The sequence below is a fragment of the Streptomyces sp. Ag109_O5-1 genome, assembly GCF_003814875.1.
GTDB classification, from domain to species: Bacteria; Actinomycetota; Actinomycetes; order Streptomycetales; family Streptomycetaceae; genus Streptomyces; species Streptomyces sasae.
Window position 1 is genome coordinate 9,727,181 of the sequence record NZ_RKQF01000001.1, and the last position, 25,037, is coordinate 9,752,217.

Genomic DNA, 25,037 nt, shown 5'->3' on the forward strand with positions numbered 1-25,037 from the left:
AGTAACCGAAGCGCATGTGTGATCGCCGTATGGACGCTGTCCATTGGGCGAACCGGTGTCGCCGAAAACCGTTCGACGTGGCGCGAGGCGTCGGCGATGATCTGAGGCATGTTCCGGTTCGCCTTCCTCGTCGCAGCATCCGCAGTCGCGGATGCGCCGAAGGCCGCCGTTCCCGTTCTCACGGCCGCTGTCGACGGCGCCCGAAGCTGACCCTCTCCGGACAGTCCGGCGGACCCCGCAGGGGGAGGGTCGGCCGGTTCCCCCGGGGTCCCCGCGTCTCGCCCTGACGAGACGCATCACCGCAGCCCAGGCTTCGAGGTAGAGCCATGCCCAAGACGGCATACGTCCGCACCAAACCGCATCTCAACATCGGCACGATGGGCCACGTCGACCACGGCAAGACCACCCTGACCGCCGCCATCACCAAGGTCCTCGCCGACCGCGGCACCGGCACTTTCGTGCCGTTCGACCGCATCGACCGGGCCCCCGAGGAGGCCGCCCGCGGCATCACCATCAACATCGCGCACGTCGAGTACGAGACCGACACCCGGCACTACGCGCACGTGGACATGCCGGGGCATGCCGACTACGTCAAGAACATGGTCACCGGCGCCGCCCAGCTGGACGGGGCGATCCTCGTCGTCTCCGCACTCGACGGGATCATGCCGCAGACCGCCGAACACGTGCTGCTCGCCCGGCAGGTGGGTGTCGACCACATCGTCGTCGCGCTCACCATGGCCGACCGGGCCGACGAGGAGCTCGCGGAACTCGTGGAGTTGGAGGTCCGGGAACTGCTCACCGCGCAGGGGTACGGCGGTGACTCCGTACCCGTCGTACGGGTCTCCGGGCTCAAGGCCCTTGAGGGGGACCCGCGTTGGACGGCGTCGATCGAGGCGCTGCTCGACGCGGTGGACACGTATGTGCCGATGCCGGAGCGGTATCTGGACGCGCCGTTCCTGCTGCCGGTGGAGAACGTGCTCACCATCACCGGGCGCGGCACGGTCGTGACCGGGGCCGTGGAGAGGGGGACCGTGCGGGTCGGGGACCGGGTCGAGGTCCTCGGCGCGGACGTCGAGACCGTCGTCACCGGGCTCGAGACCTTCGGGAAGCCGATGGCCGAGGCGCAGGCCGGGGACAACGTGGCGCTGCTGCTGCGCGGGGTGCCGCGGGACGCGGTGCGGCGGGGGCATGTGGTGGCGGCGCCGGGGAGCGTGGTGCCGTCCCGGCGGTTCTCGGCACGGGTGTATGTGCTGTCGGGGCGCGAGGGGGGTCGTACGACCCCGGTCGCGACGGGGTACCGGCCGCAGTTCTACATCCGTACCGCGGACGTGGTCGGGGACGTCGACCTCGGCACGGTGGCGGTGGCCCGGCCCGGGGACACGGTGGAGATGACCGTGGAGCTGGGGCGGGAGGTGCCGCTGGAGGCGGGGCTCGGGTTCGCCATTCGTGAGGGTGGCCGGACCGTGGGGGCCGGGACCGTCACCGCCGTCCAGGGTTCGTAGGCGGTTGGGGGGCGGGGGGCTGCGGGTCGGTGGGGCTGGTCGCGCCCGCGCGGCGGAGCCGCATATCGATGCAGCCCCGCGCCCCTGGGCAGGCATACGCATCGCACAATGGAGAAGTGAACGATTCCATACCCGTCGTCCGTGTCACCGAGCACGGCACCGTCAAGCTCATGCCCGACGTCGATCGGGAGCGGGCCTGGTTGCTGACCGTCGACGGGGCGCCGCAGTCGTATGTCGATCTCGACGAACCGACGTATCTGGAGTTCGAGTACGCGCGGCGGCTGGGGTACGTGCTGGATGCCGTGGCGGAGGCCGAGGCTCCCCTCGACGTACTGCATCTCGGCGGAGGCGCGCTGACCCTGCCCCGGTATGTCGCGGCCACCCGGCCCGGGTCCCGGCAGGATGTCGTGGACGCCGATCGCGGGCTGCTGGAGCTGGTCACCGAGCATCTGCCGCTGGCGGACGGCACCGGGATCACCCTGCACGCCGCCGACGCGCGCGGCTGGCTGGAAAAGGCTCCCGGGAACTCTGCCGACGTGTTGATCGCCGATGTCTTCGGGGGATCCCGGATCCCAGCGCATCTGACCTCGCTGGGCTATGCGCGGGAGGCCGAACGGGTGCTGCGGGACGACGGCGTGTATCTCGCCAACCTCGCGGACTCCGCCCCCTTCGACTTCCTGCGCTCCCAACTCGCCACGTTCGCCGCCGTGTTCGAGGAGCTCGCGCTCATCGCCGAGCCGGGCGTGCTGCGCGGGCGCCGGTTCGGCAACGCCGTGCTCATCGCCTCGCACGGGCCGCTGGACGCGGGCGCACTGGCCCGGCGCACCGCCGCCGACGCCTTTCCCGCGCGGGTCGAACACGGTCCCGCGCTACGGGACTTCGTCGGCGGGGCCCGACCGGTCGGGGACGCGGACGCCGTGCCGTCACCCGTGCCCCCCGGCGGAGCGTTCGGCATCGGGTGAGCCGGCCAGTGACAGGACTGGCTTACTTCGGTTGTGGAGTTATGTCTTGCTGCTGCTGAGGAGGCGGGCATGTTCGATGAGGCCGGTGAGGACGAGCTTCTGCTCGCCGCGATGATGCAACTCGGTGCGAAGGGCGGCTCGATAGGCGCCGCCGCCGGAGGAGCGGCCACCGGATTCCACGGATTGGGCAGAGCTGGGGCGCGGGGCGGTGCCCGTGGCGCCGCGCGAGGCTTCAAATGGACGAAGAAGGATGTCAGCAGCACCGTTGTCGAGTTGCCCGGAACGGTGACGGCGATGTCCCAGCTGGTCCACGGGACTCTGGCCGGCGTGGGGAATCTGATCGGCGCGGAGGCCCGGGACGACGGGGGCCTCGCCGTACGAGCGATGCTCGGTGTGGGTATCGGCGGCCTGAACCCCGTGGTAGTGACGGCTGTTGTGGCCGCAGGACCCCAAGGCGTCGCGGTGGTGGAGCTACGCGCCGCAGGCCGTGAGGGGCTCATCAAACAGCGCCCTGCCGACAAGGCTCTGGCGAAGATCACCGCTCAGCTCAAGGCTGCCTCGCGGTAGCGGCGGCCGCGCGGACCCGGAGCCGGTGAACTCCCGCTGGAAGGCGCGGGCGGCGACCGCCGGGCCGAAGTCCCCGCCGGTGCCGCCCGCCTCCGGTGCCGCGGTCAGCCTCCGGTCGGGGTGCCGTGCAGCCGGACCGTGCTCAGGATCTTCATGATCGTCGCCGTGGGGACCTCACCGTTCACGCCCTTGGCGCCGTAGAAGTCCCACGACACCACGTCGCCCGCCGAGTTCTCGAAGCCGAACGTGATCGCCTTGCCGTCGCTCGCGCACTTGCCCTGCTGCGGGGTGTGCGACGAACGCGCCCAGGCGTAGGCGCCCTTGAGGCCCGAGGCGGTGGTGTAGGCGGTGGCCTTCTTGTCGTAGGAGATGGTCTTCTTGTCAGGCTGCGTGTAGCCGCCGTACACCCACCAGGGGACCTCCCTGACAGCCGCGTCGCCGCCACTCTTCGCGCCGCTCTCGCCCTTGGTGCCGACCGCGGCCAGGGCCGTGTCCTCGGTGGTGCCGTTCTTGTCGTCGTCGCTCGTGCACCACTTCGACTTGTACTGAGCGGGCGCCGACATCGTGATGATCGGCTTGCCGTCCTTGTCCTCGAAGCCGACGGACGTACCGGCGGTCAGGACCTCCCAGTCGGCCGGCACGTCGAAAGCCGTGCCCCACTTGGGGTTCACGACCGTCTTCCAGCCCGCGATCGTCGGCTTCTCGGTCGTTCCGTCACCGCGTGTGCCGTCGGCCGTCGAGGCGGAGGGGGAGGCGGTCGGGGAAGTCGTCGGCGACTGGGTCGACCGCTGGTTCTTGCCGCTGTCCGCCTTGTCGTCCTTCTTGCCGCCTAGCACCAGGAACCCGGTCACCCCGGCCGCCACCACGACGGCCGCGGCCGCGACGATCGCGACCAGCTTGGTCCGGTTTCCACCGCCCCCGCCCCCGCCCTGCGGTGCCTGTGGCACGCCGACGGGGCCCGGTGGACCCCACTGCGGCTGCTGCCCGTACCCGCCCGGCTGCGGATACTGCTGGTAGCCGGGCTGCTGATACGGATTCGGCTGTTGGTAACCCGGTTGCTGATACGGGTTGTTCTGCGGGTTCTGCTCGCCCCCTGGCGGCTGCTGTTCTGGCCACATGGCTGGTAACCCTAGTGCCGCACGGGACATCATTCGGCAATCTGTCCGTGGCGGGTGTGTACCGGAAGGTCAGCCGGCCGGGACGTCGTACAGCCGGACCGTGGAGAGGATTCTGCGGACGGTGGCGTCCGGGACCTCGCCCTCGACGCCCTTTGCGCCGACGAACGACCATGACACCAGGTCGCCGTCCGGGGACCTGGTGGTAACCCGGTTGCCGGTAAGGGTTGTTCGGTGCGTTCTGCCTGCTCGTCGGCGGCTGTTCCCCTGGTCACATGGGCGGTCACCATAACAACGATCACCGCATCGGCTCTGGTCAGGCTCCGCTACCCGTGAGTAACATGCCGGTCATGAGCACAGACCAGATGTCGATCGGCGAGATGCTCGCCGCCACGGTCCCGATGGTGCGGACCCTCAACCTGGAGTACCTGGAGACGACTCCGGAGCGGGCCGTGCTGGCCCTGCCGGACCAGGGGGAGTTCCACAACCACATCGGCGGGCCGCACGCGGGGGCGATGTTCACCCTCGCCGAGTCCGCGAGCGGCGCGATCGTCCTCGCCGCCTTCGGCGACCAGCTCTCCCGGGCCGTGCCGCTCGCCGTCAGCGCCGAGATCGCCTACAAGAAGGTCGCCCTCGGCCCGGTCAAGGCGACCGCGACCCTGGGCCGCCCGATCGCCGACGTCGTCGCCGAACTCGACGAGGGCAAGCGCCCGGAGTTCCCGGTCACTGTCGCCATCACGCGCGAGGACGGCGCGGTGACGGGCGAGATGACGGTGGTGTGGACACTGCGTCTCAACAGCTGATCGGGTGGGGGGCCGCTGTCCGGCCACCTGTCCCGGCGGCTGACGGGGCGCGGCGACTGTTGTCAGGTCGCGTGCGCCGGCGGCTGAGCGGGTGGGCTGACGGTCCGGCCTCCGCGTTCCTACGGCCGGTCGTCTGCGGCGACGGCTGGCCAAGTGCTGTGCCCGTCGCTGACCGCGTGGGGTGAGGGTCTGTCGGACTCTCACCCCATCCCTCGCCGGGGGCCGCTCAGGCGGCTCGGCTTTCCTCCTGTGCCGCCTCGTTTCCCTCCAGGCCCGCTACGAAGTCCTTGAGCCATGCCGTGAACTCGGGTCCCAGATCCGGGCGTTCGCAGGCGAGCCGGACCACCGTGCGCAGGTAGTCGCCCTTGTCGCCGGTGTCGTAGCGCAGTCCGTCGAAGACGACCCCGTGCACCGTGCCGCCCGCGGCCAGTTCCTGCAGCGCGTCGGTCAGTTGGATCTCTCCGCCGCGGCCGGGCGCGGTCCGCTCCAGGACCTCGAACACCTCCGGGTCGAGGGCATAGCGGCCGATGACCGCGTAGTTGCTCGGCGCGTCCTGCGGGGACGGCTTCTCCACCAGGCCGGTCACCTTGACCACGCCGTCCTCGCCGGTCGGTTCGACCGCGGCGCAGCCGTAGAGGTGGACCTGGGACGGGTCGACCTCCATCAGCGCGACGACACTGCCCTGGAAGCGGTCGCGGACGTCCAGCATCTGGCTGAGCATCGTCTCGCGGGCGTCGATCAGGTCGTCGCCGAGGAGCACCGCGAAGGGCTGGTCGCCCACGTGGTGCTTGGCGCACAGCACCGCGTGGCCGAGGCCGAGCGGGTCGCCCTGGCGGAAGTGGTGGATGTCGGCGAGCCGCGCGGGATCGCGTACGGCGTCCAGGCGCACGGTGTCGCCCTTGGCGGCCAGCGCCTGTTCCAGCTCGAAGGCGTGGTCGAAGTGGTCCTCGATGGCCCGCTTGTGCCGTCCGGTGACCATGAGGATGTCGTCGAGCCCGGCCTTGGCGGCCTCCTCGACGACGTACTGGATGGCCGGCTTGTCGACGACCGGCAGCATCTCCTTCGGCGTCGCCTTGGTGGCGGGCAGGAACCGGGTGCCGAGCCCGGCGGCCGGGACGACTGCCTTGCGCACCGACCGGGGGGACGTGCGGGCGGGGGAGGTGTGCGGAGCGTGGGGGGCGATCATGCGGCCCATGCTGGCCCGCCCGGATGAGAGCACGCCGAGAGAAACGTGGGAGACGGCTGTGGAACACCGGCTTCCACCCGCCCCGGCAGGGACCTCCGGTGAGTTGGAGATTTCGTGCGCCACCGGGTCCATGGTGCACACAAGTTGAACCTGTGCCGCCGCTGATTAAGGCCGAGGTGTGGATACCGCCGGTAACTTATCTGAATTCCTCATTCTTTGAACTCAAGTCACCCCAACTTCTTGTTTCCTATGAGTCGCGTGTGTCAAGGTGAGCCACCTCGCGGGAGGGTCCAGAGGTCGTACGACCGTAAGGTCGGCCTTTATGGGCTCCAAAAGGTATGCACCAACCCGGCACTGTATTCCGTCAGGGCGCCATTTCGCGTGCCGTCCTGCGGCTCGGAAGGAAATGGCTCAGTGCAATCCGCCTACCCCCCACGCCCGCCTTACCCGCCTCGCCCCGGTTCGACCCCGGGGGAGTCCGACCGCAATCTCATCGCCCACCTCACCGGCAGCCCCGAGGCCAGGCATCACGCCACCGCCCTGCTGCTCGCCCGGCACTGGCGCGCCACCTGCGACTATGCGATCGTCTGCCTCGCCTCCGCCACGCCGGCCGCCCAGTTGGTGGCCAGCGCCGCCTTCGAGCGCGTCCTCGGCCGGCTGAGCGGCGGCGCGGTCGGGGGTGCTCTCCGTCCGCAGCTGCTCGTGGCCGTACGGGAGACGGTCCGCGCGTGGGCCGCGGACGAAGCCATTTCCGTGGTCGTACCGGAACTGCGCAAAACCACCGGCGGTCGCGGACTCAGTGCCGCGAGACCCGGAACCCCCGAAAGACGGCAACTCGCCGAACGTGCTTTCCGGGCCCTTCCGGGCGCCTCGCAATGCCTTCTCTGGCACACCGAGGTCGAGGCCGAACCCATAAACATACCAGCTGGTCTGCTGGGCGTCGACACCGGTACCGCCACCGCCGCTCTGGAGCAGGCCCGTGAACAATTCCGGACCGGCCTGGTGCGCGCCCATCGGGAACTCGCGCCCTCCAAGGAATGCCGCTTCTACAACCGTCTCCTCGACGTCCCCATTCGCCGCGGCGGTTCTCTGCTCCCCGATGTGCAACGGCACCTGGCGGAGTGCCGGTACTGCCGGCAGGCCGTCGAACAGCTCAGCCATTTCGACGGCGGCCTGGAGGTCCTGCTCGCCGAGACCGTGCTCGGCTGGGGCGCCCGCCGCTATCTCGACTCGCGGCCCGGCCGTGGTGAGGTCGTCGAGGCATGGCCGGCCGACGGCGAGCCCGTCCGTGCGGCGGCCTCCGGCGGCAGGCACCGCTTCGCGTCCGTGGGCGGGCGGCGCAAGGCCCTGGTGGCCGGTGTCGGCCTGGTCTCCCTCGTGCTGCTCGCCACCGTCCTCGTGGTCAGAAGCTGGTCCGACGACAGCGGCGTCCCGCACCCCGGCGCGACCACCTGGGGAGCCCCCAGCGGCAGCCACACCCGGCCCGGCCCCGGGGAGAAGCCGTCGGCGGCCTCCCCGTCCCCGGCCTCCGTGGGCGAGCCCGTCGAGCTCGCCCACGGCAGACTGCGCAGCCTCGACGCCGGGCTCTGTGTCGACGTACGCGGCGACCGGGTGCGGGCCGGTGCGGAGCTGCGGCTCGGGCCGTGTTCCGACGCCGGGTCCCAGCAGTGGTCGTACCAGGACGACGGCATGCTGCGCAGCGCGCTCGACCCCACCCTCTGTCTCGCCGCCGACCCCGGGGCGCGGAGCGTCGTCGTCTCCGGCTGTCTGGTGCACGCGGGCGAGGTGTCGTACGACCTGACGGTGGCCGGCGAACTGCTGCTGCGCTGGGACAAGGGGCTCGCTCTGTCCGCGGACGGAACGAAGGTGGTCGTGGCCGGCCGGGACGGGTCGGTGCGGCAGCGGTGGGCGCTGGACACGGGGAGCGGTGCCGCGGCGGCGCCCGCGGCCGGGCCCTCCGCATCGCCCGAGCCGAAGGAGGCCGAGCGGACGGAGTCCCCGCGGCCGTCCCGACAGGCTGTCCCTGACCAGGAGTTCGGCAAGCCGCAGGACCCGTCGTACGGCACCCGGGTCGCGCAGGTCGGGTCCCGTGACCGTCCCGTACCGGTCGCACCGCCCGGGCTTCCCGGGCCCGCGGAGCCCGTCGGCGCCCTCGTGGAGGCCGCGGGACCGGTGCTGGACTCCGTGCCGGATGTCGTGAGCGAGGTCGCAACCCTGCCGGGCCGGCCGTCTCCGGTCGGCGAAGACGGGGCGACGCGCGGAGGCCGCACCAGCTGATGGGGGTCCCCGGCTCCCCGGTGGGGAGCCGGACCCACCTCCACTGCCGCCTGCCCGGCCGGCGGCCATGGATGAGCGCTGCCCGCCGATCCGGCTTCGCGCCTGACCGACCGGATCGGCATGGGTTTGAGGTGCTGCCGCCGGCCGCGCGCCGTCCGGTGCGGGCTCTCCGATCGGTTTACTTCAAGGGTTTACGAGAATTTTCCCCACCGTGTGTTTCATTTGCAGTAATACAGTTGGCGACAGGTTTTTGTCAGGCTTGGGTCAGGGTTGCCGCGGCAGCGTTCGCCGCGCGTCTCCGATGTGCCACGATCGAGCCAGCGGGTCGAAGTCATCCGGAATTTACAGAGCTCGGCGCGGTCGCACGGTTCGTTGCGGCGGGGTGAGTGCCGGGTGAATGGCCGGGGTGCTTTGACGGGCTTGTGGCGGTGTGGCGCACGGGGTCCGCGGCCCCGGCGGGCGCTGATCCGTAGTGGATTGCTCTGATTTTCGGCTCTTGCGGTGAATTTCCCCGGCTGGCCGAATCAATGCTGTCGGGCGTGATAGCGCAGCGCCGTTATTGACCCGCGAGTAATGAACTCGCTAGTTTCCGGTGGCCTCACCCCGAGCTTTTCGCCGCACATGCCCCCACCGTGCTGTCCTCCCGATTATTCGGAGCATCATGACGTCCCCTGTGCGTGCCGTCGACCTGATCATGTGCATCACCCCTTTCGGAGAACCCGATACCAGGCTCGCCACAGCGGTCTGCGCCGCCGGCGGACTCGGCGTCCTCGATCTGGGACGCGGGGACCGAAGATCCCGGGAGGCGCTGGCCCGGCTGAAACGGGCCGCACCAGGCCCCTATGGCGTGCGAGTGGCCGTGGGCTGCGCACTCACCCCGGAGGACCTCGGCCCCGCGCCCGACACGGTGGTCCTGGCCGCCGACGCACCCTGGACCGTCGGGCAACTCGCCACCCAAAGCCGGGTGTTGGTCGAGGTGACCGACCTGGTGGGTGCGCGCGAGGCGGTCGCGGCCGGAGCGCACGGGCTGATCGCCCGGGGCGCCGAGAGCGGCGGCCGGGTCGGCGGACTGAGCACCTTCGTCCTCCTCCAGCAACTCCTCGACGCACCGGAGCTGGACCTGCCGGTCTGGGCCTGCGGCGGCATCGGACCGCGTACGGCGGCGGCCGCGGTGGCAGGCGGCGCGGCCGGCGTCGTCCTGGACAGCCAGCTCGCCCTGCTCGCCGAATCCCGGCTGCCCGAGGCCACGGCGGCCGCGCTGCGCTCCCTGGACGGTTCGGAGACCATCCTGGTGGCCGGTCACCGGGTGCTGCACCGCCGCGGCCCCGACGCCGTGCACCCGCCCGCCGACGACCCGGCCGCGGTCGCCGCGCTGCTGGGCGCCGAGGACCTGCGCACCCAGCTGCTGCCGGTGGGCCAGGACGGTTTCCTGGCCGCGCGGTTCGCCGAGCAGTGGGGTGATGTACGCCGGACGGTACGGGAGTTGACGGCGGCGATAAACGGGGAGGGGGCCGTCGCCGGTGACGCTCTGCGGCCCGGAACCTCCCCCATGAGCCGCGCCCTCGGGACCCGGCTGCCCGTCGCCCAGGGCCCGATGACCCGGGTCAGCGACCGGGCCGCCTTCGCCGCGGCCGTCGCCGCCGACGGGGCGCTGCCCTTCCTCGCGCTCGCCCTCGCCGACGGCGACCGCACCCGGGAGATGCTCACCGAGGCCAAGGCCGCGCTCGACGGCCGGCCCTGGGGCGTCGGCGTACTGGGCTTCGCTCCCGAGGAACTCAGAAACGCCCAGCTCGAAGCCGTACGGGAACTGCGGCCCACCCATGCCGTCATCGCGGGCGGCCGGCCCGCCCAGGCGGAGGCGCTGGAGCAGGCCGGGATCAGCACCTTCCTGCACGTGCCCTCGCCGGGACTGCTGCGGCAGTTCCTGGAGGCCGGCGCCAGGAAGTTCGTGTTCGAGGGCTCCGAGTGCGGCGGCCATGTCGGACCGCGCGCGAGCTTCCCGCTCTGGGAGGCCCAACTCGCCGTGCTGGCGGACCTCCCGGACGCCGAAGGCCTGGAGGTGTTCCTCGCGGGCGGCATCCACGACGAACGCTCGGCGGCGATGGTCACCACACTCGCCGCGCCGCTGACCGCCCGGGGCGCGGCCGTCGGCCTCCTGATGGGCACCGCCTACCTGTTCACCGAGGAGGCGGTGGACCGGGGAGCGATCCAGCCGCTCTTCCAGCGCCAGGTCATGGCGGCCGCCGCTACCGCCCTCCTTGAGACCGCGCCCGGCCACGCCACCCGCTGTGTACCCAGCCCCTTCACCCTCAACTACCACAAGCGTGAAGCGGAGTTGCGCGCGAACGGGGTCCCGGACAGGCGACTGTGGGAGGAGCTGGAGCGGCTCAACGTCGGCCGGCTGCGCATCGCCAGCAAGGGCGTCGACCGCACCGACGGCGGCGAGCTGGCGCACGTCGATGAGGAACGCCAGCTCAACGACGGGATGTTCATGGCCGGCGAGGTCGCCGTCCTGCGCTCGGCGACGACCACCGTGGCAGCCCTGCACCATGCCGTGACGGACGGCGCGGCCGACTTCCTGGCGGCGCGGCCCACGGCGGCGCAGCCTGCGGAACCTCCGGCCCCCGCCCCGCTCGACATCGCCATCGTCGGTATGGCCTGCATGTTCCCGCAGGCACCCGACCTGGCCACCTTCTGGGCGAACGTGGTCGCCGGACACGACGCGGTCACCGAGGTCCCGCCCGAACGCTGGGACCCGGCCGTCCACCACGCCGACGGCAGCACCACCTCCAAGTGGGGCGGCTTCCTGCCCCGCATCCCCTTCGACCCGCTGGGCTACGGCATCCCGCCCGCCTCCCTCGGCCACATCGAGCCCGTCCAGCTGCTCGCCCTGGAGGCCGCCCGACGCGCCCTCGACGACGCCGGATACGGCGAACGGGGACGGGAGTTCGACCGCTCGCGCACGTCCGTCGTCTTCGGCGCCGAGGCCGGCAGTGACCTCTCCAACGCGGGCACCCTGCGCGCCGTGCTGCCCTCCTACTACGGCAAGGTCCCCGAGGGACTGGAGGACCAGCTGCCCCGGCTCACCGAGGACTCCTTCCCGGGGATGCTCGCCAACGTCATCTCGGGCCGCATCGCCAACCGTCTCGACCTCGGCGGCGCCAACTACACCGTCGACGCCGCCTGCGCCTCCTCGCTCGCCGCCGTCGACGTCGCCTGCAAGGAACTCGGCGCCGGAACCAGCGACGTCGTGCTGTGCGGCGGCGCCGACCTGCACAACGGCATCAACGACTACGTCCTCTTCTCCTCGGTGCACGCCCTCTCGCCGACCGGCCGCTCCCGCGCCTTCGACGGCTCCGCCGACGGCATCGCGCTCGGCGAGGGCGTGGCGTGTGTGGTCCTGAAGCGGCTGGCGGATGCCGAGCGTGACGGCGACCGCATCTACGGTGTGATCAAGGGCCTCGGGTCGTCGAGTGACGGCCGTTCCCTGGGACTGACCGCCCCCCGCCCCGAGGGCCAGCGGGCCGCGCTGCTCCGTGCCTACCGCAACGCCGGTATCTCCCCGGCACAGATCGGCCTGGTCGAGGCGCACGGCACCGGGACCGTCGTCGGTGACCGCACCGAACTCACCATCCTCAGCGAGGTGTTCGCGGAGGCCGGTGCGATGAACGGCGGTTGTGCGCTGGGATCGGTCAAGTCCCAGATCGGGCACACCAAGTGCGCCGCCGGGCTCGCCGGGCTGATCAAGACCACCCTCGCCCTGCACACCGGTGTCAAGCCGCCCACCCTGCACATCGACCGGCCCAACCCGGCCTGGAAGGAGGACGACAGCCCGTTCGCCTTCCACACCGAGGCCCGGCCCTGGGCCACTCCGGCCGCCGAACGGGTTGCGGGAGTCAGCGCGTTCGGCTTCGGCGGCACCAACTTCCACGTGGTGGTCAGTGCGTACGACAGCGCCGTGCCGCCGGAGCAGGCACTGGACGCCTGGCCCGCCGAGCTGTTCCTGTTCAGGGGGCGGGACGAGAAGGCCGCCCACCGAGGCGTCGAGGAGATCCTGCGGGCCGCGGAGACAGGCTCCTGGCGGCTGCGTGACCTCGCGCTGGCAACCGCCCGCCGGGCGGACGCCTCGCACGAACCGGTACGGGCCGCGGTGGTCGCGGACGACGTGGCCGGGCTGGCCGGACAGCTGCGCCGGGTCCTCGCGGGGGAGCACGATCCGCGCACCGGGATCCACCTGGCCGATGCACAACACGGTACGGACGCCAAGGTCGCGTTCCTCTTCCCCGGCCAGGGCAGCCAGCGTCCCGGCATGCTCGCCGACGTCCTCATCGCCTTCCCGGAGCTGCAGCACTACCTCCAGCTCGGCCGGGCCCACGCCGACACCCTCTACCCGCCCACCGCCTTCGACGACACCGCCCGTGAGCGCCGCCGGACCGCCCTCACCGACACCAGGGCCGCCCAGCCCGCCCTCGGCATCACCGGCCTCGCCGCCCACGCCCTTCTGACGGCGGCAGGGGTCCGCCCCGACATGGCCGCCGGACACAGCTACGGCGAACTCGTCGCCCTCAGCGCGGCCGGCGCCCTGACCCCGGAGACTCTCCTGGAGCTGAGCGCCGAACGCGCCGCCGCGATCCTGGCCGCCGCCGGAGACGAACCCGGCACCATGGCCGCCGTGTCCGCCGGGGCGGAGGACGTGGAGCGTGCGCTGCGCACCACCGGAGCTCCGGGACAGGTCGTGCTCGCCAACCACAACTCGCCCCAGCAGACGGTGATCTCGGGCCCGACGGAGGAAGTGACCGAGGCGGTACGGCTGTTGCGCGAGTCGGGATTCGGGGCGAAACGCATTCCGGTCGCCTGCGCCTTCCACAGCCCGGTCGTGGCGAACGCGGGGCAGCGGTTCGCCGAGGTCCTCGCCGAACGGGCCGTACTGCCGCCCGAGTTCCCGGTGTGGTCCAACCGCACCGCGGCCCCCTACCCGCCGGACGCCGACGCCGTACGTGCCGAACTCGCCGCCCAGATCGGCTCGCCCGTCGCCTTCGCCGCCCAGATCGAGGCGATGTACGAGGCGGGGGCCCGCGTCTTCGTCGAGGCCGGGCCCGGGACTGTCCTCACCCGGCTCGTCGGGCAGATCCTCGGCGACCGTCCGCACACCACCGTGGCCTGCGAACCCCGCGCCGGCAGCGGACTGCGCGGCTGGCTCGACGCACTCGCCCAGCTGGCCGTGACCGGAATCCCGGTGCGCACCGCCTGGCTGCTGCGCGGCCGGGACGCCGTGGACGCCGTCCGCACTCCGGCGCCGAAGCGGCCCGGCTGGACCGTCGACGGACAACTCGTGCGCACCGCCGCCGGAGACCTCCTGCCCGGTGCCCTCGCACCGGCCCGACGAGTCGTGGAGACGACGACTGTGACGACGAACCAGCCGCACGGCACACCGGCCGACCAGGACGCCCTGATATCCGAATTCCTGCGCACCAGCCGGGAGATGATCGCCGCGCAGCGCGATGTGCTGCTCACCTACTTCGGGGCGGCGCCGGGGGCGGTACCCACGGCCCCCGCCGCACCGGTGGCTCCGCAGCCGCAGCCGCAGCGGCAGCAGTGGCAACCGCAGCCGGTCGCCGAGATCGCCGCACCGCAGCCGGAGGCAGCGGCCGCACCGGTCGTCGAGCAGTCCGCGGAGACCGACGTCGAGCGGGTCGTCCTGGAGATCATCAGTGAGCGCACCGGCTACCCCGTCGACATGATCGAGCCCGACCTCGATCTGGAGGCGGACCTGAGCATCGACTCGATCAAACGGGCCGAGATCGCGGGGGAGCTGGCGAAGCGGCTCGGGATCGCGGGCGGCGCCGAGACCCTGGACGACGGCGAGTTGGAGGAGCTGGCCAAGGCGCGTACGGCGGCCGCGGTGACGGGATGGCTCACGGCTCGCGTCGGAGGGGGCGCCGGGACGGAGACCATCGACGCAGCGGAATCGGTGGCCGCCGTCACGGCGGAACCGGTGGCCGCCGTCGGAGCGGAGCCGCCGGCCGCCGCAGGGTCCGAAGAGCCCGTCCCGGGTGAGGCCCCGAAGCGGTTCGAGATGCGGCCCGTCGTGCTGGCACAGCCGGCTGCGGCGGCCGACCCGGCCGCCCTGCTCGCGGGCAGGCGGTTCTTCGTTCTCGGGGACGGCGCGCAGGTGGCGCAACGGCTCTCCGCGCACGGCGCCGAGGTGGTGACCGTCGCGCCGGATCGGCTGCTCGGGGAGTCGGACGGGACCGTGGACGGCGTGCTGTACCTGGGCGCCCTGCCCGGCAACGGCGACTCACCGGTGCTGCCGGACTCCTTCCCCGTGCTGCGGGCGGCCCTCGCGCGCGGCCCGCGCTGGCTGCTGGCCGCCCGGCCCGCCGACGGCGAGGACGCGGCGCGCTCGGCCGGACTGCATGGGCTGTTCCGTACCGTGGCCCGGGAGTACCCGGACACCGTCGTCAGGGTCGTGACCCTCGCGGACACCGCACCCGACGTCGTCGCCGACGCGCTGCTCGCCGAGCTGTCCGCCCCGGAAACGGCCCCTGTCGTACTGCGCACGGCCGCCGGCCGGCAGGGACTTGAGCTGGTCGAGGTGCCGTTGGGTGCGCTCGGCAGCACCGGGGCCGGACCGGCCGGGGAGGGGGCCGCCGAAGCCGCCGCGCTCGGCCTGGACCGGGACTCGGTGGTGCTGCTCGTCGGCGGGGCCCGGGGCATCACCGCGAAGTTCGCGGCCACCCTCGCCGCCGCCTGCCGCTGCCGCATCGAGCTGCTCGGCCGGACACCCGCGCCCACCGGCCCCGAGGCCCCGGACACCGCCGGCGCGCGCACCCCGGCCGAACTCCGCGCGGCGCTCGCCGCGCGAGGAGGACGCAAGCCCGCCGAGGTCAACCGCGAGGCCGAACTGGTGCTCGCCCAGCGGGAGATCACCGCCACCCTGGACGAACTCGCAGCGCTCGGCAGCGAGGCCCGCTACCGTGCCGTCGACTTCCGCGACCGGGACGCCGCACTCCAGGCCGTCAAGGAGATCCACGCCGACCACGGACGCCTGGACGGGGTCGTCTTCGCCGCCGGGGTGATCGAGGACCGGCTGATCGCCGAGAAGACCCCGGAGTCCTTCCAGCGGGTGTACGGGACCAAGACGGCCGGCGCCGCCACCCTTCTCGCCGCCCTGGAAGAACTGCCCAACGGGCCCGGTTTCGCGGTGCTGTTCGGCAGCATCTCCGCCGTCCTCGGCAACCGCGGCCAGTCCGACTACGCGGCGGCCAACGACGCCCTGGAGAGCCTCGGCGCGGGCTGGGCGGAGCGGACCGGGAACCGCGCGCTGACCGTGCACTGGGGGCCGTGGGCGCCCACCGGCGGACACACCGGAATGGTCAGCCCGGAACTCGGGCGCGAGTACGCGCGGCGCGGGGTGAGGCTGATCGATCCCGAGGAGGGCACCGCCGCCCTGCTGCGGGAGCTCGCCTGGGGCGAGGAGTCCGCACGAGCCGTCGTCTACACCGCCTCGGGCTGGTGAGATGAGCGACGACCGCCGGACACCGGTCGGCATGGATGACGGCCCTCGGACACCGGTCGGCATGGGCGCCGCCCCTCGTACACCGGTCGCCATCGTGGGGATGGCGGTGCTGCTGCCCGGTGCCGCCGGCCTCGACGCGTACTGGAGGAACCTGCGCGACGGCGTGGACTCGATCGGCGAGGTGCCGGACGGACGCTGGGACGCGGACTACTACCGGCCCGGCTCGGCCACCGGGCCCGCCGTCCCCGACCAGGTGTACTGCCGGCGCGGCGGCTTCGTGGACGGCCTGGCCGAGGTGGAGGTCACCCGGTACGGGATCATGCCGAACTCCGTGGACGGCACCGAGCCCGACCAGCTGATCGCCCTCGACGTGGCCGCCGCGGCGATCGCCGACGCCGGTGGCGAGGACCGGCTGCCCGACCGGCACCGGATCGGTGTGGTGCTGGGCCGGGGCGGCTATCTCACTCCCGGGCTGGTCCGGCTCGACCAGCGGGTCCGGACCGCGGGACAACTCGTCCGCACCCTGGGCGAGTTGGTGCCGGACCTCACGCCCGGCCAACTGGCCCGGGTGCGCGAGGCGTTCACCGAGCGGCTCGGGCCGGCCAGCCCCGAGTCGGCGATCGGCCTGGTGCCCAACCTCGCCGCCTCCCGGATCGCCAACCGCCTCGACCTGCGCGGCCCCGCCTACACCGTGGACGCGGCCTGCGCCTCCTCGCTGGTCGCCGTCGACCAGGCGGTCACCGAACTGGCCGCCGGGCGCTGCGACGTGATGCTCGCCGGGGGAGTGCACCACTGCCACGACATCACCCTGTGGAGCGTCTTCTCCCAGCTCCGCGCCCTCTCCCCGAGCCAGCGCATCCGCCCCTTCCACCGCGAGGCCGACGGCATCCTCATCGGTGAGGGCACCGGAGTGGTCGTCCTGAAGCGGCTCGCGGACGCCGAGCGTGACGGCGACCGCGTCTATGCCGTGATCCGCGGTACCGGCGTGGCCAGCGACGGCCGTACCGCTGGACTCGTCAACCCCGACCCCGGCGGCCAGGCCCACGCCGTACGCCAGGCCTGGCGGGCCGCGGGCCTCGACCCCGCCGCCCCCCGCTCGGTCGGCCTCCTGGAGGCGCACGGCACCGCGACCCCGGCGGGCGACGCGGCCGAACTCACCACCCTCGCCGAGGTGTTCGGGCCCGGCGGCCCCGGCGGCGAACGAGCGGTACTCGGCTCCGTGAAGTCGATGATCGGCCACACCATGCCGGCCGCCGGAGTGGCAGGGCTGGTGAAGGCGGCACTCGCTCTGCACCACGCCACCCTGCTGCCCACCCTGCACTGCGACGACCCGCACCCGGCCCTCGCGGCAACCCGCTTCCGCACCCTGGACCAGGCCGAGCCCTGGGAGACCACCCGGGAGCAGCCGGTGCGCCGGGCCGGGGTCAACGCCTTCGGGTTCGGCGGGATCAACGCGCACGTGGTGCTGGAGGAGGCACCGCGGCGCACCCCCGGCCGGGCCCGCGCCCAGGTGACCGAGCCCGAGCGCGTCCTGCTCCTCGCCGCCCGCACCCCCGAACAGCTCGACGCCACCCTCGCCGCCGACGACTCTGCCGTGCTCGTCGCCGGTCTCGACCCCGCGCACCCGCACCCGCAGGCCGGCCCGGTACGCCTCGGCATCGTCGACCCCACCGCCAAACGGCTCGCCCTCGCCCGCCGCGCCGTCGGCAGGGACCGGGGCTGGCAGGGCCGCAACGACGTCTGGTTCCGGCCCGCCCCGCTGCTGCGCACCGGCAGACTCGTCTTCGTCTTCCCGGGCCTGGAAGGCGAGTTCACTCCCCGCGTCGACGACATCGCCACGCATTTCGGCCTCCCCACCGTCACCGGAGGTCCAGCCGCACAGGACGTGCGGGTCGGTGACGTAGGCCGTCATGGGTTCGGTGTCGTCGGCGTGGGGCGGCTCCTCGACTCGGCCTTGCGCCGGATGGGCGTGGTCCCGGACGCGGTCGCCGGGCACAGCGTCGGCGAGTGGACGGCGATGGTGGCCGCCGGGCTCTACTCCGGTGACCAGGTGGACGCGTTCATGGCCGGGTTCGACCCGGACACGGTCACCGTCCCGGGCCTCGCCTTCGGTGCCATCGGCGCCTCCGCCGGCCACGTCGAAGCCGCACTGCGCGACGACTGGGCGGGCGCCGGGATCGTCCTCTCCCACGACAACGCCCCCCAGCAGTCCATGATCTGCGGTCCGGACCGGGCGGTGGAGGAGTTCGTCCGTGCCTTCCGCGCCGACGGCGTGCTCTGCCAGGTGCTGCCGTTCCGGTCCGGCTTCCACACGCCGATGCTGGAGCCGTACCTGACCCCCATCAAGGAGGCCGCCGAACGCTTCCGGCTGCACCGGCCCACCGTCCCGGTCTGGTCCGGCACCACCGCGGCACCCTTCCCCCAGGCCGAGGCGGAGGTGCGCGCACTGTTCGTCCGGCATCTGCTGGAGCCCGTCCGCTTCCGGCAGTTGATCGAGGCCCTCTACGCCGCCGGGCACCGCACCTTCGTCCAGACGGGCCCCGGCCAACTGGCCTCGCTCATCGGCGACACCCTCGGCGACCGTGACCACCTCGCCGTCGCCGCGAACTCCGCGCACCGCTCGGGGATGGACCAACTCCGCAGAGTGGCCACGGCGTTGTGGACGGCTGGGGCGGCTGTGGCTCCCGCGGTGCCGGGAACGGAGGCGGCGGGCGTCGTTTCGACGGTCCCGGGAACGAACGGCGCGACCGCGGCCGTACGACACCGCCCCCCCGTCCGCCTCGACCTCGGCGGGGCTCTGGTCTCCCTCGACGGCGAGGTCCTCCACCAGCTTCGCGCGGAGCTGGGGAGACCGCGGCCCCCCGCGCCCACCGGCCCGTCCCCGCTGGACGACCTCGCCGTTCGCATCCCGGCCGCCGCCGAACTGAGTGCGCTGCTGCGCGACACCGCCGACACGGCTGCCGCCGTACTCGGGGCGCGCCGTACGACGGCCCCGGCCCCGGCCGTACCGACACCCCGCACTCCTGCGCCCACCGGACCCCGCGCCCCGGCCCCCCGCACCAGCACCCTCAGGGTGTCCCCGGACACCATGCCCCACCTCCTCGACCACTGCTTCTTCCCGCAACGGCCCAACTGGCCGGAGGTCGAGGACCGTTGGCCGGTGGTGCCCGCCACCACGATCGTCCGGCACCTGATGGACGCGGCGGAGGAGGCCACCGGACTGCGCGCGGTCGCCGTGCACGGAGCCCGCTTCGACCGCTGGCTCACCGCCACACCCCCCGTCGACGTCCCGGTCACCGTCAGCCCGCAGGGCCCCGGCCGCGTTATGGTCACCTTCGGCCCCACCGCCCGCGCGGTCGTCGAACTCGCCCCCGCCCACCAGCCGCCACCGTCGGTCCCCGCCCGTCCTCCCGCTCCCGAACGCACCCCCGACCACACCGCGGCCCAGCTCTACAGCGAGCGCTGGATGTTCCACGGCCCGGCGTTCCAGGGCGTCACCGAGCTCACCGCGATCGGCGACCGGCACGTCCGTGGAGTGATCACCACGCCCGCCGCCCCGGGTGCCCTGCTCGACAACGTGGGGCAGATCCTCGGCTACTGGATCATGGCCACTCGCACCGAGCGGACCGTCGTCTTCCCGGTGCAGATGCGGGAGATGCGTTTCCACGGCCCGCACCCCGTGCCCGGCACGGAGGTCGGGTGTCTGGTCCGGATCACCTCGCTCACCGACACCGTCCTTGAGGCGGATGTGGAGCTCACCGTCGACGACCGGGTCTGGGCGAGCATCGGCGGCTGGCAGGACCGGCGCTTCGACAACGACCCGCAGACCCGCCCGGTGGAGCGCTTCCCCGAGCGCAACACCCTCTCCGAGGCACGGCCCGGCGGCTGGGCGCTGGTCCACGAGCGCTGGCCGGACCTCGCCTCCCGCGAGCTGATCATGCGCAACTCCCTCGGCGGAGCGGAACGTTCGGAGTACGCCGAGCGCGCACCGCGCGGCCGCCGGCAGTGGCTGCTCGGCCGGATCGCCGCCAAGGACGCGGTACGGCAGTGGCTCTGGCAGCACGGCGAAGGCCCGGTCTTCCCGGCCGAACTCCGCATCCGCAACGACGAGTTGGGGCGGCCGTACGTGGTCGGTGTGCACGGCCGCACGCTGCCGGCGCTGGACGTCTCCCTCGCCCACCGGGCCGAGGCCGCGGTGGCCATCGTGCGCCCGCACACCCCCGGACCCGGCCCGGGCATCGACCTCGAAGAGGTCACCGAACGCGACCCGGCCGCCATGGAGGCCGCGCTCGGCGCGGACGAACTCCGGCTGCTGCGCACGCTCTCCGCAAGCGGCTCCGGCGCGGTGTGGTTCACCCGGTTCTGGGCCGCCAAGGAGGCCGTCGCCAAGGCGGAGGGCACCGGATTCGGGGGCCGGCCAAGGGACTTCACCGTCCTGGAGGCGGCCCCGGACGGCAGCCGGCTGCTGGTCTCGGGCCGGCTGGAGCGCGCCTACCCGGTGCACTGCGCGCCGGTCCGCAATCCCCCCGCACTGCCGGACCGCGACTACGTCGTGGCCTGGACGACCGGACCGGCAACCGCAGACCCAGAGGAGGACCCGCGATGAACCCCATCGAGCCCGAAGTCCGCGCCGACGAGGAGGCGGTGCTCGCCGACCTCACGCGGATGCTCCGCACCCTCCTGGAGGAGTACGGCGACGACGACGCCGTGATCGGCATGAGCACCACCTTCAACCGCGACCTGGAACTGGAGTCCATCGACCTGGTCACCCTCGCCGGGCTCCTGGAGGAGCGGTACGGCAAGCGGGTCAACTTCGCCGAGTTCCTGGCCGGGATGGAGTTCGACGAGATCATCGGGCTGACCGTCGGCCGGCTCGTCGAGTACGTGGTGTGGAGCCTGAAGGCCACGGAGGCGGGCTGAGCCATGGCGATCGTCGACACCGGAGACATCCGGCTGCACGTGCAGAGAATGGGCCCGGGAGAGGGCCGTACCCCCGTCGCCACCGTGGTCCTCGTACACGGGCTGCTCACCGACAGCCTGGCCAGCTACTACTTCACCGTGGCCCCCGCCTTCGCCGCCTCCGGCCTCGACGTGGTCATGTACGACCTGCGCGGCCACGGCCGCAGCGGCCGCCCGCCCGGCGGCTACACCCTCGACCACAACATCGACGACCTGGAGGCCCTGCTCGACCACCTGTCGATCACCGGCCCGGTCCACCTCGTCGGCAACTCCTACGGCGGCACGATCGCCTTCGGCTACGCGGCCCGCCACCCCGAACGCGCCGCCAGCCTCACCCTGATCGAGTCCGAACCCGCCACCGCCGCCTGGGCGGACAAACTCGGCGGCATCCTGCACCGGGTCGTCACCGAGCTCGCCCACAACGAGCCGGACGCGATCGCCTGGATCACGGCCAACCGAAGCCACAACACCGCCCGCCTGGCCAGGGGCGCGGCCCGCCTGGCCCGCGAGACCAGCCTCGGCCGGGACATCCCCGCCAGCCGGGTCCTCACCGAGGAGCAGATCAGCGCCGTACGCTGCCCGGTCCTCGGCGTCTACGGCGGAGACTCGGACCTGGTGGAGGTGGTCCCGCTGAAGGAGACGCTGCTGGCGGACTACCGGTCGGTGGTGCTGCCCGGGCACGAGCACTCCGTGCTGGTCGAGGCGGCCGGCACGGTCGGCGGACACATCCTGGAGCTGATCCACTCGGTCAGCGGGGCGCGGACGGCCGGGGTCCGGTGAGCGGCTTCCTGTTCGTCGTACCGCCGTTGGTCGGGCACATCAACCCGGCCGTCGGAGTGGCGGCCGAACTCACCGCGCGCGGCCACCGGGTGGCCTGGGTCGGCCCGGACGCCGGGCTGGTGCGGCGGCTGGCGGGAGCAGAGGCCGAGGTGTTCCCGTGTGCGGGGACGATCGAGGGCGAGCGGCCCGCCGACCTGCGGGGCGCGGAGGCGCTGAAGTTCCTCTGGGAGTGGTTCCTGGTGCCGCTCGCGGACGCGATGGCACCCGGAGTCCGGGCGGCCGTCGACGGCTTCCGCCCGGACGTGGTCGTCGCCGACCAGCAGGCCTTCGCCGGTGCCCTGGTGGCCGAGCGGCTCGGCCTGCCCTGGGCGACCTCGGCGACCACCTCCGCCGAGTTCGGCGGCGCCTACGACGGCATCCCCAAGGTCGCCGACTGGCTCCGGGCCCGTCTCGCCGAACTGCGCGAGCGCATCGGCGACCCGGACGGCACGGCCGACCCGCGCTTCTCACCGCACCTCGTGCTGGCCTTCACCACCCCCGAACTGGCGGGCCCGTCCGACCGGTCGAGGGTGCGCCACATCGGTCCGTCCGTGGCCGAGCGGCCGGTGGACCACGGTTTCCCCTGGGAGTGGCTGGACCCGGGCCGCCGCAAGGTCCTCGTCTCCCTCGGCACCGCCAACGCGGACGTCGGCGGACGTTTCCTGGCCGAGTGCGTGGCCGCGGTACGCGAACGGGCGGACCGGATACAGGCGTTGATCGCCGACCCGGGCCGCACACTGCCGCCCGCGGCCGACGACAAGGACGTCCTTGTCCGCCCTTCCCTGCCCCAACTCCCGCTCCTGGAAAGGGTCGACGCGGTCGTCTGCCATGCCGGGCACAACACCGTGTGCGAGGCGCTGTGGCACGGCGTCCCGCTGGTCGTCGCACCGATCCGCGACGACCAGCCCGTGATCGCCGGACAGGTCGTCGCCGCGGGCGCGGGCATCCGGGTCCGGTTCGGGCGGGTCACCGCCCCGAAGCTGGGCGACGCCCTCGACACCGTCCTGTACGAGGGCGCGCACCGCACGGCGGCGGCCCGGATCCGTACCGCGTTCCGCGCGGCGGGCGGTGCGCCGGTCGCCGCCACCCACCTGGAAGCCCTCGCAGCCGAGGAGACCCGATGAGCAAGCAGAGTGAGATCGAGGCGCTGCGCTCCGCCTACCAGCGGGACCTGGCCGAGGGCACCGACCGCTTCTTCGAACCCCGGCGCACCACCTGCCCCTGGTGCCGCTCCGACCGGCTCACCACCCGCCTGCGCACCACCGACCTGCTCCAGCACAAGCCCGGGAGCTTCGTCCTCGACCGCTGCCAGGACTGCGGGCACACCTTCCAGAACCCGCGCCTGAACGAGAGCGGCCTGGAGTTCTACTACCGCGACTTCTACGACGGCCTCGGCGAGCAGAAGATGAGCGGCACCTTCGGCGGCCGCACGAAGATGTACCAGGGCCGCGCCCGGTCCATGGTTCCGCACGATCCGACCCCCAAGAACTGGCTCGATGTCGGCACCGGCCACGGCCACTTCTGCGAGGCCGCCCGCGAGGTGCTGCCCGGCACCTCCTTCGACGGCCTCGACTTCACCGACGGCGTCGAGCTCGCCGCCCGCGAGGGCCGCGTCGAGCACGCCTACCGGGGCGCCTTCCCCGACCTGGCCCCCGAGCTCACGGCCCGCTACGACGTCGTCAGCATGTTCCACTACCTGGAGCACAGCACCGACCCCGACCGCGAACTGCGCGCGGCCCACGAGACGGTACGCTCCGGCGGTCACCTCCTCATCGAGGTCCCCGACCCCGAGAGCCGCTACGCCCGCCTGCTGGGCCGCTGGTGGCTGCCCTGGCTCCAGCCGCAGCACCTGCACTTCATCCCCGTCGCCAACCTCCGCGCACGCCTCACCGACCTGGGCTTCACCGTCGTCGCCGAACAGCACGCCGAGGCGCACGACCCCGTCGACCTGCTGGCCGCCTGCTGGCTCGCCCTGGACCACACCGCCCCGCGCGAGGACGCCCCCTGGCTGCCGAAACCGCCCGGCGCCCTCCAGAAGACGCTCCGCGCCACCCTGCTCATCGCGGGCATCCCGGCCCTGATCGCGAGCACCCTCCTGGACCGCTTCGCCGTACGACCCCTCTCGCACCGCCTGCGCGTCTCCAACGCCTACCGCATCGTCGCCCGCCGCGACTGAGGCCTCACAGCGCCTTCGCGCGGATCATCGCCGACAGCACCAGGGCGCCCGGCAGCAGTGGCACCCAGTCGGTCAGGACGCGGTAGCCGATCACGGTGGCGGTGGCCACCGCCACCGGGGAGCCGAACGCGGCCAGCGTGAACACCAGCGCCGCGTCCACCGCGACGCTGCCGGGCACCGGCACGGCACCCCCGGCGGTGCCCGCCGCCAGATACGCCAGGATCACATCCGCCCACGACAGCCCGAGCCCCAGCGCCTCCCCGGTACAGGCCAGCACACTCGCCTGCACCAGCGGCATCGCGGTCGCCCCGCCCCACAGGGCGAGCACCCGGGAGGGCCGCGCATGCACCGTCCGGGCGTCGGTCAGCGCACAGCGCACCAGTCCGGTGAGCGGCCGCCGCAGCGGTCGTACGACGGCCATCGCCACGCCCGCCAGGGTGACCACGGCGGCGACCGGGATCAGCACCGTGCCGTCCGGGACCAGCTCGGCCAGCCGCCGCCAGGCGGACGACGACAGCAGGAACACCACGAGCACGACCGTCTTCGCACCCGACTTGGCCACCGAGTACAGCGCGATCGAGGCGGTGGCCCGGTCCAGGGGGACACCCCGGGTGCGCAGGAATCGGACGGTGACGGCGTGTGCGCCCAGCCCGGCGGGCAGCACGTGGTTGGCGGCCCCGGCGGCGAACTGCGAGGCCAGCAGCAGCCCCGGCGGCAGCCGGTCGGGCACGGCGCCCTGCCGCACACAGGCGGCCACCACCCAGGTGAGGCAGGTGAGACCGCCCCCGGCCAGCAGCCATGCCGGTTCGGCGTGGGCGAGCCGGGTGACCCCGTCGTACAACAGCGACCGGTTGGTCAGCCCCCAGACCGCCGCGATGAGCAGCGGGGACAGGCACAGGGCGAGCCGGAGCGGCCGGCCCGCCGTGGAGGACACCGGCAGGGCAGGCACGGGTGGTGCGTCGGGGCGGGCCGATGACAGTGAGGACAGTGAGGACACGGGGACGTTGTCCTTCCACAGCGGGCCCGAGGTGGGGAGCCACGGGCGAGCGAGACCGCGGGGGAGCCTTCCCGTCCCGTATGACACCCGGATGTCCGAAAACCGAAGGCGGGAGGGCGGGCGGGTGCCGCGGGCGCTGCCGTACCCCGCCGACC

The 25,037-nt window shown here is 72.9% G+C and carries 14 protein-coding genes; 11 read left to right on the forward strand and 3 right to left on the reverse strand.

The window, feature by feature from the left end; translation table 11 throughout:
* The first annotated feature begins 326 nt into the window (after positions 1-326).
* The 3 genes from tuf (at position 327) to EDD90_RS44380 (ending at position 3,031) form a co-directional block, all read left to right on the forward strand.
* Complete coding sequence (gene tuf / locus EDD90_RS44370; protein ID WP_123978721.1) at positions 327-1,502, forward strand: elongation factor Tu; 1,176 nt, start codon at positions 327-329, stop codon at positions 1,500-1,502.
* Positions 1,503-1,618: 116 nt separating this feature from the next.
* Positions 1,619-2,464 (forward strand): spermidine synthase, encoded by an 846-nt coding sequence (locus tag EDD90_RS44375; RefSeq protein WP_123978722.1) that lies wholly within the window; start codon positions 1,619-1,621, stop codon positions 2,462-2,464.
* A 69-nt stretch (positions 2,465-2,533) separates the two neighbouring features.
* Entirely contained in the window at positions 2,534-3,031 is a 498-nt protein-coding gene (locus EDD90_RS44380) for a hypothetical protein (protein ID WP_123978723.1), read from the forward strand.
* A gap of 104 nt (positions 3,032-3,135) precedes the next feature.
* Here EDD90_RS44380 and EDD90_RS44385 read toward each other — a convergent pair whose 3' ends face one another.
* Positions 3,136-4,149 (reverse strand): hypothetical protein, encoded by a 1,014-nt coding sequence (locus EDD90_RS44385; protein ID WP_123978724.1) that lies wholly within the window; start codon positions 4,147-4,149, stop codon positions 3,136-3,138.
* Positions 4,150-4,511: 362 nt separating this feature from the next.
* Between EDD90_RS44385 and EDD90_RS44390 the strand changes: the two genes are divergently transcribed.
* The gene (locus EDD90_RS44390; protein ID WP_123982266.1) at positions 4,512-4,949 is read left to right on the forward strand and encodes a DUF4442 domain-containing protein; all 438 of its coding nucleotides are present in this window, start codon (positions 4,512-4,514) and stop codon (positions 4,947-4,949) included.
* A 226-nt stretch (positions 4,950-5,175) separates the two neighbouring features.
* On the opposite strand, the gene galU is transcribed toward EDD90_RS44390, so the two are convergent.
* Positions 5,176-6,135, reverse strand: coding sequence for a UTP--glucose-1-phosphate uridylyltransferase GalU (gene galU, locus EDD90_RS44395; RefSeq protein ID WP_260328489.1), 960 nt, complete (start codon positions 6,133-6,135; stop codon positions 5,176-5,178).
* 414 nt (positions 6,136-6,549) lie between these two features.
* Between galU and EDD90_RS44400 the strand changes: the two genes are divergently transcribed.
* The 7 genes from EDD90_RS44400 to EDD90_RS44430 all read left to right on the forward strand — a co-directional run bounded on the left by EDD90_RS44400 (position 6,550) and on the right by EDD90_RS44430 (position 23,885).
* The gene (locus EDD90_RS44400) at positions 6,550-8,412 is read left to right on the forward strand and encodes an RICIN domain-containing protein (RefSeq protein WP_260328490.1); all 1,863 of its coding nucleotides are present in this window, start codon (positions 6,550-6,552) and stop codon (positions 8,410-8,412) included.
* Between the two features lie 661 nt (positions 8,413-9,073).
* A complete protein-coding gene (locus tag EDD90_RS44405; protein WP_123978727.1) occupies positions 9,074-15,931 on the forward strand; it encodes a type I polyketide synthase in 6,858 nt (2,285 codons plus the stop codon).
* 61 nt (positions 15,932-15,992) lie between these two features.
* Entirely contained in the window at positions 15,993-20,537 is a 4,545-nt protein-coding gene (locus tag EDD90_RS44410; RefSeq protein WP_123982268.1) for a type I polyketide synthase, read from the forward strand.
* Positions 20,534-20,851 carry an acyl carrier protein gene (locus tag EDD90_RS44415; protein WP_123978728.1) on the forward strand — a complete coding sequence of 106 codons (318 nt, stop codon included), beginning with the start codon at positions 20,534-20,536 and terminating at the stop codon, positions 20,849-20,851. The genes EDD90_RS44410 and EDD90_RS44415 overlap by 4 nt, the downstream gene beginning before the upstream one ends.
* A gap of 3 nt (positions 20,852-20,854) precedes the next feature.
* Positions 20,855-21,670 (forward strand): alpha/beta fold hydrolase, encoded by an 816-nt coding sequence (locus EDD90_RS44420; protein WP_123978729.1) that lies wholly within the window; start codon positions 20,855-20,857, stop codon positions 21,668-21,670.
* Positions 21,667-22,833 (forward strand): glycosyltransferase, encoded by a 1,167-nt coding sequence (locus tag EDD90_RS44425; RefSeq protein WP_123978730.1) that lies wholly within the window; start codon positions 21,667-21,669, stop codon positions 22,831-22,833. The genes EDD90_RS44420 and EDD90_RS44425 overlap by 4 nt, the downstream gene beginning before the upstream one ends.
* Positions 22,830-23,885, forward strand: a complete 1,056-nt coding sequence (locus tag EDD90_RS44430; RefSeq protein WP_185149442.1) for a class I SAM-dependent methyltransferase — start codon at positions 22,830-22,832, stop codon at positions 23,883-23,885. The genes EDD90_RS44425 and EDD90_RS44430 overlap by 4 nt, the downstream gene beginning before the upstream one ends.
* A 4-nt stretch (positions 23,886-23,889) precedes the next feature.
* Here the strand turns inward: EDD90_RS44430 and EDD90_RS44435 are convergent, their stop codons facing one another.
* Entirely contained in the window at positions 23,890-24,873 is a 984-nt protein-coding gene (locus EDD90_RS44435; protein WP_185149663.1) for a lysylphosphatidylglycerol synthase transmembrane domain-containing protein, read from the reverse strand.
* Positions 24,874-25,037: the final 164 nt, after the last annotated feature.